Origin of the sequence: Shimwellia pseudoproteus (assembly GCF_016415625.1) — a bacterium.
GTDB lineage: Bacteria > Pseudomonadota > Gammaproteobacteria > Enterobacterales > Enterobacteriaceae > Shimwellia > Shimwellia pseudoproteus.
In genome coordinates this window covers 56,736-69,969 of record NZ_WBXP01000007.1, presented here as the reverse complement: position 1 = coordinate 69,969, position 13,234 = coordinate 56,736, and the positions used below count along the sequence as shown (strand labels likewise).

The 13,234-nt window shown below is 57.5% G+C and carries 10 protein-coding genes; 5 read left to right on the top strand and 5 right to left on the bottom strand.

Annotation, left to right across the window (positions count from 1 at the left end):
* Window positions 1–52 precede the first annotated feature (52 nt).
* The 4 genes from xylR to xylF form a co-directional block, all read right to left on the bottom strand.
* Window positions 53–1,231, bottom strand: coding sequence for a D-xylose utilization transcriptional activator XylR (xylR, locus tag F9C28_RS04995; protein ID WP_199014136.1), 1,179 nt, complete (start codon window positions 1,229–1,231; stop codon window positions 53–55).
* Window positions 1,232–1,331: 100 nt separating this feature from the next.
* Window positions 1,332–2,513, bottom strand: coding sequence for a xylose ABC transporter permease XylH (xylH, locus tag F9C28_RS04990; protein ID WP_199014135.1), 1,182 nt, complete (start codon window positions 2,511–2,513; stop codon window positions 1,332–1,334).
* Window positions 2,491–4,032: a xylose ABC transporter ATP-binding protein gene (locus F9C28_RS04985; protein ID WP_199014134.1), complete on the bottom strand. Its 1,542-nt coding sequence runs from the start codon at window positions 4,030–4,032 to the stop codon at window positions 2,491–2,493. Before F9C28_RS04985 ends, xylH begins: the two co-directional genes overlap by 23 nt.
* A gap of 80 nt (window positions 4,033–4,112) precedes the next feature.
* Entirely contained in the window at window positions 4,113–5,105 is a 993-nt protein-coding gene (gene xylF / locus F9C28_RS04980; protein ID WP_199014133.1) for a D-xylose ABC transporter substrate-binding protein, read from the bottom strand.
* A gap of 352 nt (window positions 5,106–5,457) precedes the next feature.
* Here xylF and xylA point away from each other — a divergent pair, with 352 nt between their 5' ends.
* Both xylA and xylB read left to right on the top strand, forming a co-directional pair.
* Window positions 5,458–6,780, top strand: a complete 1,323-nt coding sequence (gene xylA, locus F9C28_RS04975) for a xylose isomerase (RefSeq protein ID WP_199014132.1) — start codon at window positions 5,458–5,460, stop codon at window positions 6,778–6,780.
* Between the two features lie 50 nt (window positions 6,781–6,830).
* Complete coding sequence (xylB, locus tag F9C28_RS04970) at window positions 6,831–8,285, top strand: xylulokinase (protein ID WP_199014131.1); 1,455 nt, start codon at window positions 6,831–6,833, stop codon at window positions 8,283–8,285.
* A 60-nt stretch (window positions 8,286–8,345) separates the two neighbouring features.
* On the opposite strand, the gene F9C28_RS04965 is transcribed toward xylB, so the two are convergent.
* Window positions 8,346–9,338, bottom strand: coding sequence for an acyltransferase (locus tag F9C28_RS04965; protein ID WP_199014130.1), 993 nt, complete (start codon window positions 9,336–9,338; stop codon window positions 8,346–8,348).
* A gap of 184 nt (window positions 9,339–9,522) precedes the next feature.
* Here F9C28_RS04965 and F9C28_RS04960 point away from each other — a divergent pair, with 184 nt between their 5' ends.
* The 3 genes from F9C28_RS04960 to glyS all read left to right on the top strand — a co-directional run bounded on the left by F9C28_RS04960 (window position 9,523) and on the right by glyS (window position 13,061).
* Entirely contained in the window at window positions 9,523–9,831 is a 309-nt protein-coding gene (locus F9C28_RS04960; protein ID WP_199014184.1) for a YsaB family lipoprotein, read from the top strand.
* 233 nt (window positions 9,832–10,064) lie between these two features.
* Entirely contained in the window at window positions 10,065–10,982 is a 918-nt protein-coding gene (gene glyQ, locus F9C28_RS04955; protein ID WP_199014129.1) for a glycine--tRNA ligase subunit alpha, read from the top strand.
* A gap of 9 nt (window positions 10,983–10,991) precedes the next feature.
* Window positions 10,992–13,061, top strand: coding sequence for a glycine--tRNA ligase subunit beta (gene glyS / locus F9C28_RS04950; RefSeq protein WP_199014128.1), 2,070 nt, complete (start codon window positions 10,992–10,994; stop codon window positions 13,059–13,061).
* Window positions 13,062–13,234 lie beyond the last annotated feature (173 nt).

The window sequence follows — 13,234 nt, the reverse complement described above, 5'->3', positions numbered from 1 at the left end:
CTTCTGCGGAAGGCGTTTTTTATTGGTGAATAACCGGCGGGCTATTTCGTGATTATTCGCTGATCTCGTTACCTTTTCCCCGGTGCTCTCCCGGCGTTATTCCGTAGGCTTTCTTAAACACCGAATAGAAATATTGCAGCGATGGATAGCCGCACATCTGTGATATTTCATTCAGTGATAATGACGTGCTGGAAATTAAACTTTTCGCCCGTTCCAGCTTTTCGCTGTGAATAACCGCATGGATTGTCTCACCCACCTCTTCTTTAAAACGCTTCTCCAGATTGGATCGTGAAATGCCCACCGCATCCAGCACCTGTTCGACCTTTATGCCCTTACAGGCGTGGTTGCGAATATAGTGCATCGCCTGGATAACAGCCGGATCAAACAGGGAGCGATAGTCCGTGGAACGCCGTTCGACAACCTCGGTGGGCGGCACCAGAATCCGCTGTAGCGGCAGTGGTTCGTTGTTCAGTAGCCGGTGTAATAATTTGGCCGCCTGGTAGCCCATTTGCCGGGTTCCCTGGGCGACAGAAGACAGGGCGACCCGGGACAAGTGGCGGATCATCTCTTCGTTATCAATGCCGATGACCGACAGCTTTTCCGGCACCGGCAGTTGCAGGTACTCGCACACCTGTAACAGATGCCGGGCCCGGGCGTCGGTCACGGCAATAATCCCGGTTCTGGGGGGCAATGTCTGGATCCAGTCCGCCAGGCGGTTTTGGGCGTGCTGCCAGTGATGGGGGGTAGTTTCCTGCCCCTGATAGACCACGCCGGGGTAGGCTTCGCTGGCAACAATCTGGCGAAACGCATATTCCCGCTCTGCGGCCCAGCGTTTACCGCTGGTGGCGGGCAGGCCGTAGAAGGCAAAACGGTTGATGCCTTTCTCTTTGAGGTGCAGAAACGCGCTGTTGACCAGTGCGCGGTTGTCTGTGGCAATGTAGTGGACCGGCGGGTAGTCTTCTGGCCGGTGATAGGAGCCGCCAATCCCCACTACCGGCACCCCGGTCCCGGCCAGCTGGCGCTGGATAACGCAGTCGTCAAAGTCGGCAATCACGCCGTCACCCAGCCACTCTTTAACGGTGTCCGGCCGGGTGCGGAAGTCTTCCTCCATGAAAATATCCCAGCCGGGCTGCGATGCCTGGAGATATTCACCGACCCCTTCAATCACCTGGCGGTCATAGGCTTTGTTGGCGTTAAATAACAATGTGATGCGATGGCGTTTTTCAAACATGTGCGTGGCTCTCTGCCTGAATCCGGTATCTGAATAACATATTGTTTACATTGCCAGGAGATTGTCCCCCGGCAATGTGAAGCAGACCCGGTTTTCGCGGTCAGGCGCGGCGCTTAGTGGCGGAGTCCATCCAGACCGCCAGCAGCAGGATGGCGCCCTTAACGATATATTGCCAGAAGGTGGGAACGTCCATCATGCTCATGCCGTTATCAAGGGCGGACATAATAAATGCCCCCATCACGGCCCCGGCCACGGTACCCACCCCGCCTGCCAGGCTGGTGCCGCCGATAACGCAGGCGGCGATGGCGTCCAGCTCGGCAATGTTACCCGCCGACGGGGAGCCTGCCCCCAACCGGGCGCTGAGGATCAAACCGGCAATGGCGACCATCAGCCCGTTGATGGCAAACACCGCCATTTTGGTTTTCTCGACACTGATACCGGAAAGCCGCGCCGCGTCGATATTGCCACCGATGGCATAGATCCGGCGGCCAAAGGCGGTGCGGGTTGCCATAAACATACCGGCCAGCAGCAGCAGGGTCAGGATCAGCACCGGGGTCGGCACCCCGCGGTAATCATTCAGCAGCCAGATGGCCCCCAGCACGATCAGGGCGGTAAACGTCTGGCGACCAGCCGCGCCCCCGGCGTTACTCACCGGCAGGCCGAGGGCCTGGCGGCGGGCCCGGCTGCGCCACTGCCAGACAATAAACAGCACCAGCCCGAGGGTGCCAAGGCCGAAACCGACGCCCCCGGAGAGGTAACTTTGGCCCAGCCCGGACATGGCGGCACTGGTGGGAGAGACGGTGGTGCCATTGGTAATGCCGATCAGCACCCCGCGAAATGCCAGCATCCCCGCCAGGGTGACAATAAAGGACGGCACTTTGCGATAGGCCACCCACCACCCGTTCCAGGCCCCCAGCAGCAGCCCCAGGGCCAGGGTGGCGATAATGGTCAGCGGCAGGGGCCAGCCCAGCCAGACATCGCAAATCGCCGCAACGCCGCCCAGCAGGCCCATCATCGATCCCACGGACAGGTCTATCTCTGCGGAGATAATCACAAATACCATGCCGACCGCCAGAATGCCGGTGATGGCGGTCTGGCGCAGCAGGTTAGAGATATTGCGCGCGCTGAGGTAAGCCCCGTCGGTAGCCCAGGTGAAGAACAGCATAATGACAACAATGGCCGCTATCATGACAAAAACCTGGAGATTGAGGTTCTTGAGCCCGGGAAGAGCAGGGGACAGTGGCGGGGTAAGTTTCACTTCAGACGGGTTGCTTTTCGACATGATTCTCACTCCTCAGTGCGGCTTCCATTACGTGTTCCTGGGTCAGGTTGTGGTTGAGTAAATTGGCTTTTAGCTTCCCTTCGTGCATCACCAGCACCCGGTCGCTGAGCCCGAGTACCTCAGGCAATTCAGACGAGATAACCACCACGGCAATGCCCTGTTGCACCAGGTGGTTAATCAGTTTGTAGATTTCGTATTTCGCGCCGATATCAATCCCGCGGGTGGGCTCGTCGAGGATTAAAATCCGCGGGTTGAGCAGTAAACAGCGGGCCAGAATGGCCTTTTGCTGGTTGCCGCCGCTCAGCCGGCCAATGGGCAGTGACGGTGAGGCGGTTTTAACCTTCAGGCGCTGCAGGGATTGCAACATGCAGTGGTGTTCGCTGGCGTCATCAAGGCTGGTTAACGGGCCACTGAATTGATCAAGGGCGGCGAGGGTGATGTTTTGGCCCACCGCCATGACCGGCACAATACCGTCTTTTTTGCGGTCCTCCGGCACCATGGCAATACCGCAGGCGATGGCCTGGCGGCAGTTATTGATGGTGACCTTGTTACCGTCAAGGTAGATATCCCCCTGCTGGCGGCCGGGCCAGACCCCAAACAGACATTGTACGGTTTCGGTCCGGCCCGCCCCCACCAGCCCGGCAATACCGAGAATTTCACCGCGCCGCAGGCTGAAAGAGACATTGTTAACCCGCTTGATATGGCGGTTCACCGGGTGCCAGGCGGTTAAGTGCTCAACCCGCAGGATCTCTTCCCCCGGGGTGTGGGGCTCGCTGGGGTAGAGGGCGGTGAGCTCCCGGCCCACCATCATGGTGATAATGTCATCTTCCCCCATGGTGGCCGCGTCGCGGGTGCCGATGTGCTGGCCATCGCGGATCACGCAAATGGTGTTTGAGATAGCCTTCACTTCATCAAGTTTGTGGGAGATATAGATGCAGGCAATGCCGTGGTGTTGCAGATCGCGCACGATACCGAGCAGGATCCCGGTCTCCTGGGCGGTCAGCGATGCGGTTGGTTCGTCGAGGATCAGCAGCCGCACTTGTTTATTGAGCGCTTTGGCGATTTCCACCAGTTGCTGCTGGCCAAGCCCTAACTCCGCGACCCGGGTATCCGGCGAAATGGCCAGATTGACCTGGGCTAGCAGGGTGCGGCAGCGCAGGGTCATGCTGTCGTAATCCAGCATACCGTGGCGGGTTATCTCCGCCCCGAGGAAGATATTTTCCAGCACCGTCAGGTGCTTCACCAGCGCCAGCTCCTGGTGGATGATGGCGATGCCTTTACGCTCGGTATCCCGGATATGGCTGGCGGCCAGTTTTTCCCCGGCAAACCATATTTCACCCTCATAACTGCCGGCCGGGTAAATGCCGCACAGCACTTTCATCAGGGTCGATTTTCCGGAGCCGTTCTCGCCACATAATGACAGGACCTCACCGGCATTGAGCGCCAGGCTGACGTTATTCACCGCCTTCACGGCACCGAAGGCCTTGGTGATATTTTTCATCTCCAGCAAATAAGACATACCCACTCCTTTATGTCGCCGCCGCACCGGAATATGCGGCAGCCAGTCGTTATCTTGTCCGCAGGCTGGTGGTGGCGGGGTTAGAGTTCACTTTTCTTGTGGAAACCGTCTTTAATCACCGTGGCGTCGATATTGCTCTTATCTACCGGGATCGGCGCCAGCAGGCGGGAGGGCACCGCTTTCAGGCCATTATTCAGGGTGGCGTTGGCTTTCGGCTGCTGACCATTCCCCAGCCCGACGGCAATTTCGGCGGCGGTATCGGCTAACTGGCTGATGGGCTTATAGACGGTCATGGTCTGGGTGCCGGCAATAATGCGCTTAATACCGGCCAAATCGGCATCCTGGCCAGAGATAGCCACTTTCCCGGCCAGCCCCTGGGCGCTTAAGGCCTGGATAGCGCCACCGGCGGTGGCATCGTTTGAAGCCACCACCGCATCAATTTTATTGCCGTTAGCGGTTAAGGCATTTTCCATAATTTTAAGGGCGTTCTCCGGGAGCCAGCCGTCGATCCACTGATCGCCAACTACTTTAATTTTCCCGCTATCAATATAGGGTTTTAACACCTCCATCTGCCCGGCGCGGAACAGCTTGGCATTATTATCCACCGGCGATCCCCCCATCAGGAAATAATTACCGGTCGGTACCCGCTCAACCAGACTTTTGGCCTGAAGTTCGCCGACTTTTTGGTTATCGAAAGAAATATAAAAATCAATATCGGCATTATTAATCATACGATCATAAGCCAGTACTTTAATACCTTCCCGTTTTGCTTCGGCAACCACATTACTTAACACCTGGCCGTTATAAGGAATAATAACCAGAACATCTACGCCGCGATTTATCATATTTTCAATTTGCGACATCTGGGTTTCTTCGTTGCCATTGGCGGACTGAACAAATACTTTAGCACCCAACGACTCTGCCTTTTTAACAAAGATATCGCGATCTTTTTGCCAGCGTTCAAGGCGTAAATCATCAATCGCCATACCGATTTTTACTTCTTTAGCGCTACTGGCCATGCTGGCCAGCATCAGTGAAGCACACAGCGTAAGGACAAGATTTTTCAGTTTCATAATGGGGTACCTGTTAGCGGGTTATTTACCCATGTTGTCGGTGGGTGCGTCGGCTTGCGTAGCAGATTGTTATCGCCATACCGGCAACAGGCAATTACTGATTTTTATCTTGTGATTACGTTTTTTGGTTTATTTTTGAATTTATGAACTTGATCCAGTTTTAAATGTATCGGCAGCCTGGTTTCTTTAAAATTAACGGGGTGGCGCGGGCTGTAGCAAGTTTTGCGAGATTTATCACGTTTGGGGATTATATTAATGGCAGTGTGAAATAACGTAATTGAGACGGCATTCCATTCGTACCAGGATGAATTTATTGGCGGTGAACGTCATTCCCCTGAATATGGAGCCGATTATGCAAGCTTATTTTGACCAGATTGACCGCGTACGTTTTGAAGGCCCGAAAACCACGAATCCGCTGGCATTTCGCCATTACAACCCGGATGAGCGGGTATTGGGAAAACCGATGGCAGAACATCTGCGTTTTGCCGCCTGTTACTGGCATACCTTCTGCTGGAACGGGGCGGATATGTTTGGTGTCGGCGCCTTTGATCGTCCGTGGCAGCAGCCTGGCGATGCGCTGGCACTGGCGCGCCAGAAAGCGGACGTGGCGTTTGAATTCTTCCACAAGCTGAATGTCCCTTACTACTGCTTCCACGATGTGGACGTGGCGCCGGAAGGGGATTCTTTACACGCGTATCTGGAAAACTTCGCCCGGATGGTGGATGTGCTGGGTGAGAAGCAGCAGCAAACCGGCGTTAAATTGCTGTGGGGAACCGCGAACTGCTTTACCAACCCGCGCTTCGGTGCCGGTGCGGCCACCAACCCGGACCCGGAAGTGTTCGCCATGGCGGCCACCCAGGTGTTTAGCGCCATGAATGCCACCCAAAAACTGGGCGGTGAGAACTATGTGCTGTGGGGGGGCCGGGAGGGGTATGAAACCCTGCTGAATACCGATTTGCGCCAGGAGCGTGAACAAATCGGCCGCTTTATGCAGATGGTGGTTGAACATAAACATAAAACGGGTTTCCAGGGGACGCTGCTTATCGAGCCTAAGCCGCAGGAGCCCACGAAGCACCAGTACGACTACGATGTGGCGACGGTGTATGGCTTCCTCAAGCAGTTCGGGCTGGAAAAAGAGATTAAGGTGAACATTGAGGCTAACCACGCCACCCTCGCCGGGCACTCCTTCCACCATGAGATTGCCAGCGCTATCGCGTTGGGGATTTTTGGATCGGTGGACGCTAACCGCGGTGATGCGCAACTGGGCTGGGATACTGACCAGTTCCCTAACAGCGTGGAAGAGAATAGCCTGGTGATGTATGAAATTCTCAAAGCCGGGGGGTTCACCACCGGTGGCCTGAATTTTGACGCCAAAATTCGCCGCCAGAGCACCGATAAATACGACCTGTTTTATGGCCATATCGGCGCGATGGATACCCTGGCACTGTCCCTGAAAGTTGCCGCGCGGATGATTGAAGGCGGTGAGCTGGATAAGTGCGTGGCGCAGCGCTACAGCGGCTGGAATAGTGAACTGGGCCAGCAGATCCTCAAAGGGCAAATGTCCCTCGCCCAGTTGGCCCAGTATGCACAGCAGCATCAGCTGGCGCCGCAGCACCAGAGCGGCCATCAGGAGCGGCTGGAGAATCTGGTCAACCACTATATTTTTGATAAATAAGCCCGGATGCGCCGCCGATGCGGCGGCGCACCTTTTATGGAGCCAACGCGATGTATATCGGGATCGATCTGGGAACCTCCGGGGTCAAAGTGATTTTGCTGGGGGAACAAGGGGAGGTACTGGCGTCCTGTTCTGCGCCGCTGGCTGTCTCTCGCCCGCATCCGCTGTGGTCTGAGCAGGACCCCCATCAGTGGTGGCAGGCAACGGATAGCGCGATGCAGGCCCTGGCGGCCAGCCATTCACTGCGCCAGGTCACGGCCATTGGCCTGTCCGGGCAGATGCACGGCGCGACATTGCTCGACAGCCAGCAGCGGGTGCTGCGCCCGGCCATTTTATGGAATGATGGCCGCTGTGCCGAAGAGTGCCGCCTGCTGGAGCAGCAGGTCGCGGACTCCCGCCAGCAAACCGGCAACCTGATGATGCCGGGGTTTACCGCCCCCAAACTGCTGTGGGTGGCGCGCCATGAGCCGGCGGTTTTCCGCCAGGTGGCGAAAGTGCTGCTGCCCAAAGATTATTTACGGCTGCGGATGACCGGGGATTACGCCAGCGATATGTCGGACGCTGCCGGTACCCTGTGGCTGGATGTTGCCCGCCGGGACTGGAGCGACACGCTGCTGGCGGCCTGCCACTTGACCCGGGATCAGATGCCAGCTCTGTATGAAGGCTGTGAGGTGACCGGCGAGCTGCTGCCTGAGATTGCCCGCCGCTGGCAGATGCCAGTGGTGCCGGTGGTGGCCGGGGGCGGGGATAACGCCGCCGGGGCTGTGGGGGTGGGGATGGTGGATGCCGGGCAGGCGATGCTCTCGCTGGGCACGTCCGGGGTCTATTTCGCGGTGAGCGACGGTTTCCTGAGTAACCCGGAAAGCGCGGTACACAGTTTCTGCCATGCGCTACCCGCACGCTGGCACTTGATGTCGGTGATGCTGAGTGCGGCCTCTTGCCTCGACTGGGCCGCCCGCCTGACCGGGATGGCCGGTGTGCCCGCGTTGCTGGCCGCCGCTGAGCAGGCCAGCGACAGCGCCGGGGATCTGTGGTTTTTGCCGTATTTGTCCGGGGAGCGTACCCCGCATAACAACCCGGCGGCCAGGGGGGTATTTTTTGGTTTAACCCATCAACACGGCCCCGCCGAGCTGGCCCGGGCCGTGCTGGAGGGGGTGGGCTATGGTCTGGCGCAAGGGATGGATATTGTGCACCGCTGCGGTATTCAGCCCCGGGGTATTACGCTGATTGGCGGCGGCGCGCGCAGCGGGTACTGGCGCCAAATGCTGGCGGACATTAGTGGCCAGATCCTCGATTACCGCACCGGCGGGGAGGTGGGACCGGCCCTGGGGGCGGCCCGGCTGGCGCAAATCGCCATCAATCCGGGGGTAAGCCTGGGGGCGCTGTTACCGCCGCTGCCCCTTGAGCAGCAGCACCGCCCGGACAGCGCGCGTTTTGCCCGCTATCAGGACAAGCGCGCCACCTTTAGCCGTTTGTATCAGCAACTGGCGCCGCTGATGGTCTGATTCCCGGGATGGTAAACAGCGCAGCAAAACCGCCTCAAACGGCGGTTTTGCTGCGCGTAGTTAACTTACCAGCCGGCGTTTATCCAGACGTTGCAGGCCCATCGACAGCAGTAAACTGCCCCCCAGCGCCACCCCATACACCCAGACAATATCCAGCAGCGGCCAGCGGGTGACGGCCAGATGATGGTTACGCAGGGCGTGAATAATCAGCGCATGAAAGCCGTAAATCCCCAGTGAATGGCGTGAAATCAGCCCCAGCAGCGGCACTGAGCGGGTATTAAGCCGCGCTTTTACGCCCACCATCAGACACAGGGCGGCAATAAAGACCAGCGGCCCGCAATAGAGATAAAAGGTGTCCGCAAACCCCCCGCGCCAGTGCAATTCGTGGCGGGTACCGAGGGCAATGGCCACGGTACAAAGTGCGAAGCCGTACAGCGCCAGCCATCCCGACCGGGCAATGTCCAGGGTACCCAGCGCCCGGCCCAGAATGCCGTACAGCAGGTAATAGAACGTGTCGCCAGTGATATAGAGATTGACCGGCAGGATTTTCATCCCGTGGATCACCAGCGCCGGGGTGTTGGGGTTAGCGATAATCCCCAGCATCAGCACAATGCCCAACAGCGTGAGCGGCGGACACGATTTAACCTTAATCAGCGGAGAGGCGAGGTAAATCACCAGCAGCGCAAAGAAGAACCACAGATGGTAGAACACCGGTTTTTGCAGCAGGTAGTGCAGCGACGCGTGGGGGTTTATCCGGGTAAACAGCGTGATATAGGCTAATGCAATCAGACTATAAAACAGTAAGCATGCGCCAACCCGCAGAAAATGGCGGCGACCTGCGCTACGCTCGCCAAAGAACAGGTAGCCCGAGATCATAAAAAACAGCGGGACGCTAACCCGTGAGGCCGCATTCAGCAGGTTGGCGATATCCCAGGGGATCGATGGCGGAAGCGGTGGCCGGGTGGTGAGCACCCAGGTGGTGGTGTGGATCATCACCACCATCAGGCAGGCGATGCCGCGCAAATTATCTATCCAGTTTATTTTTTCCTGCATGAACCCCTCAGTGCGAACTCAGTCCAATAGCACAGTGTGGCGGCTGAATCTCAGCCATGCAGATAGGTAAAGTCTGAGTTTTACCCGCAGACCTGAGTGTAAAAGTGCAGGTCGCTGCAGAATGGGCCACACTATTGGCCACTAAAAAATAAGCACTTTTTTACGACGACGGTGGCGAAAGATGATGGATAAAAAACGCTGGCTGACCGCGCTGGTCATCACCGCATGGGGGCTCACGGGGTGCAGCCATTCCGAAGAGCACCAGCAGTATGCCCAGCACGCGCATACTACCCCGGTTCGCCAGTTCGATATGGAGCAATCATGCCGTGATGCCGCGTCGCTGCGTTATAACACCCGCGCCCAACAATTAACCATCAATCAACTGGAGCGCTTCCAGGGCAGTTATGAAATCAGCGGTAATACCGCCCGCCAGGAGAATTTCACCTGTTCATTTGATGATGCCGGGCAGTTTTTACATCTGTCGATGCGCTGACCGTTCCCGACGAAAGCATACTTCCTGCCAATTTCTCGCGGTTTCCCGGGTATTCAACGTTATACTGTCGCCACGCTGGCCCCGGACAACTCGGGGGCCGAAACGTCGCTGGCGTGCCAGGCGCGTCCTGAGGTGGCCGGGAGTCAACCCGCCGCCCGTGATGCAACTTGACTGCTTTTGAGTATATACTGGTCGCTTCCTCATAAAACCACCCGTATCGCGTGCGAAAGAATATGCAAAAGTTTGATACCAGGACCTTTCAGGGCCTGATCCTGACCTTACAGGATTACTGGGCTCGCCAGGGCTGCACCATTGTTCAACCTTTGGACATGGAAGTTGGCGCCGGCACCTCACACCCGATGACCTGCCTGCGCGCGCTTGGCCCGGAGCCAATTGCCGCCGCGTATGTGCAGCCTTCACGCCGTCCTACCGATGGTCGCTACGGCGAAAACCCGAACCGCTTACAGCACTACTACCAGTTCCAGGTGATCATTAAGCCGTCACCGGACAACATTCAGGAGCTGTATCTCGGTTCTCTGAAAGCGCTGGGGCTGGACCCAACCGTTCACGATATCCGTTTCGTGGAAGACAACTGGGAAAACCCGACCCTCGGCGCATGGGGCCTGGGCTGGGAAGTGTGGCTCAACGGGATGGAAGTCACCCAGTTTACCTATTTCCAGCAAGTGGGCGGCCTGGAGTGTAAACCAGTAACGGGTGAGATCACTTACGGCCTGGAACGCCTGGCCATGTATATTCAGGGCGTTGACAGCGTTTACGACCTGGTATGGAGCGACGGCCCGCTGGGTAAAACCACCTACGGGGATGTGTTCCATCAGAACGAAGTTGAGCAGTCTACCTATAACTTCGAATATGCCGACGTGGATTTCCTGTTCACCTGCTTCGAGCAGTACGAGAAAGAAGCGCAGCAACTGCTGGCGCTGGAAAAACCGCTGCCGTTACCGGCCTATGAACGTATTCTGAAAGCGGCACACAGCTTTAACCTGCTGGATGCCCGTAAAGCCATCTCTGTGACTGAGCGTCAGCGCTACATTCTGCGGATCCGTACGCTGACCAAAGCGGTTGCGGAAGCGTACTACGCTTCCCGTGAGGCTATGGGCTTCCCGATGTGTCATAAGTCAGATAATAAGTAAGAGGTCGCCATGTCTGAGAATACGTTTCTGGTGGAAATCGGCACTGAAGAGCTGCCACCGAAAGCCCTGCGCAGCCTGGCGGAATCCTTTGCTGCCAATTTCACCGCTGAACTGGATAACGCGGGCCTGTCCCACGGTCAGGTTGAGTGGTTTGCTGCACCGCGTCGTCTGGCGCTGAAAGTGGCCAACATGGCCGCCGCCCAGCCGGATCGCGAAGTTGAAAAACGCGGCCCGGCCATTGCCCAGGCATTTGATGCCGAAGGCAAACCGAGTAAAGCCGCAGAGGGCTGGGCCCGGGGTTGCGGTATCAGCGTCGATCAGGCCGAGCGCCTGGTGACCGATAAAGGCGAATGGCTGCTGTATCGTGCCCATGTGAAGGGCGAAAGCGCGCTGGCGCTGCTGCCGAATATGGTGGCGACATCCCTGGCGAAATTGCCTATCCCGAAACTGATGCGCTGGGGTGATTCTGACGAGCACTTCGTGCGTCCGGTACATACTGTCACGCTGCTGCTGGGTGACCAGGTTATCCCGGCCACCATTCTGGGGATTCAGTCTGACCGGGTGATCCGCGGCCACCGCTTTATGGGTGAGCCGGAATTCACCATTGACCATGCCGAACAATATCCGCAGATCCTGCTGGAGCGCGGTAAAGTGATGGCGAATTACGCGGATCGTAAGGCCAAAATTAAAGCCGACGCCGAAGCGGCCGCCCGCGACATTGGCGGTAACGCCGATCTGAGCGACAGCCTGCTGGAAGAGGTCACTTCCCTGGTGGAATGGCCGGTGGTGCTGACAGCGAAGTTCGAAGAGAAATTCCTCTCGGTACCGGCGGAAGCCCTGGTATACACCATGAAAGGTGACCAGAAATACTTCCCGGTGTACGCCGCCGATGGCACATTGCTGCCTAACTTTATCTTTGTGGCCAATATTGAGTCCAAAGATCCGCAGCAGATCATTTCCGGTAATGAAAAAGTGGTGCGCCCGCGTCTGGCGGATGCCGAATTCTTCTTCAATACCGACCGCAAAAAACGCCTTGAAGATAACCTGCCGCGCCTTGAGACCGTACTGTTCCAGAAACAGCTGGGCACCCTGCGCGACAAGGCTGACCGTATTGAAGCGCTGTCTGGCTGGATTGCCCGTCAGATTGGTGCCGATGTTAACCACGCTACCCGCGCGGGCCTGCTGTCCAAATGCGACCTGATGACCAACATGGTGTTTGAATTTACCGACACCCAGGGCGTGATGGGGATGCACTATGCCCGCCACGACGGCGAAGCCGAAGATGTGGCCGTGGCGCTGAATGAGCAGTACATGCCGCGCTTTGCCGGTGATGCGCTGCCTTCAAGCCTGGTAGCGTGTGCGGTGGCCATTGCTGACAAGATGGATACCCTGGCGGGTATTTTCGGTATTGGTCAGCACCCGAAAGGCGACAAAGACCCGTTTGCGCTGCGCCGTGCTGCGCTGGGCGCGCTGCGGATTATTGTTGAGAAGAACTTGCCGCTGGATCTGCAAACCCTCACCGAAGAAGCGGTTCGCCTGTATGGCGATAAGCTGACCAACGTGAATGTGGTCGATGATGTGGTGGACTTTATGCTGGGCCGTTTCCGTAGCTGGTACCAGGAAGAAGGCCACGCGGTGGATACTATCCAGGCGGTGCTGGCGCGCCGTCCGACCAAACCGGCAGACTTCGATGCCCGCGTGAAAGCGGTCAGCCACTTCCGTACCCTGGAAGAGGCGGCGGCACTGGCGGCGGCGAACAAGCGCGTGTCCAACATTCTGGCCAAGTCTGAAGGCGCCCTGAATGATGCGGTACACCCGTCGCTGTTGGCTGAACCGGCAGAAATCAAGCTGGCCACCGATCTGGTCGTACTGCGTGACAAGCTCCAGCCGTTATTTGCGGCGGGCCGTTACCAGGAAGCGCTGATCGATCTGGCGCAGCTGCGCGCCCCGGTGGATGCGTTCTTCGAGCAGGTGATGGTTAATGCGGACGATAAAGACGTGCGTATTAACCGCCTGACGCTGCTGAGCAAACTGCGCGAGCTGTTCCTGCAAGTGGCGGATATTTCGCTGCTGCAATAACCGCGTGTCGCGCCACCCCGGCTACCAAAAAGCCCATGCTGTGCGTGGGCTTTTTTTATGCAACACCGGCCTATGCACCGCAGGTATCGGCACGGTATTTACCCGTATAATGTCTAAGGTGAATCCCAAAAATCGGCGCTGGGCCGGGCCAGATTTTGCAGGAAACCCCCACA

Bases quoted from the DNA above. Each gene is read 5' to 3' on its own strand.
- xylR (WP_199014136.1), bottom strand. From the start codon at position 1,231: ATGTTTGAAAAACGCCATCGCATCACATTGTTATTTAACGCCAACAAA.
- xylH (WP_199014135.1), bottom strand. From the start codon at position 2,513: ATGTCGAAAAGCAACCCGTCTGAAGTGAAACTTACCCCGCCACTGTCC.
- F9C28_RS04985 (WP_199014134.1), bottom strand. From the start codon at position 4,032: ATGTCTTATTTGCTGGAGATGAAAAATATCACCAAGGCCTTCGGTGCC.
- xylF (WP_199014133.1), bottom strand. From the start codon at position 5,105: ATGAAACTGAAAAATCTTGTCCTTACGCTGTGTGCTTCACTGATGCTG.
- xylA (WP_199014132.1), top strand. From the start codon at position 5,458: ATGCAAGCTTATTTTGACCAGATTGACCGCGTACGTTTTGAAGGCCCG.
- xylB (WP_199014131.1), top strand. From the start codon at position 6,831: ATGTATATCGGGATCGATCTGGGAACCTCCGGGGTCAAAGTGATTTTG.
- F9C28_RS04965 (WP_199014130.1), bottom strand. From the start codon at position 9,338: ATGCAGGAAAAAATAAACTGGATAGATAATTTGCGCGGCATCGCCTGC.
- F9C28_RS04960 (WP_199014184.1), top strand. From the start codon at position 9,523: ATGGATAAAAAACGCTGGCTGACCGCGCTGGTCATCACCGCATGGGGG.
- glyQ (WP_199014129.1), top strand. From the start codon at position 10,065: ATGCAAAAGTTTGATACCAGGACCTTTCAGGGCCTGATCCTGACCTTA.
- glyS (WP_199014128.1), top strand. From the start codon at position 10,992: ATGTCTGAGAATACGTTTCTGGTGGAAATCGGCACTGAAGAGCTGCCA.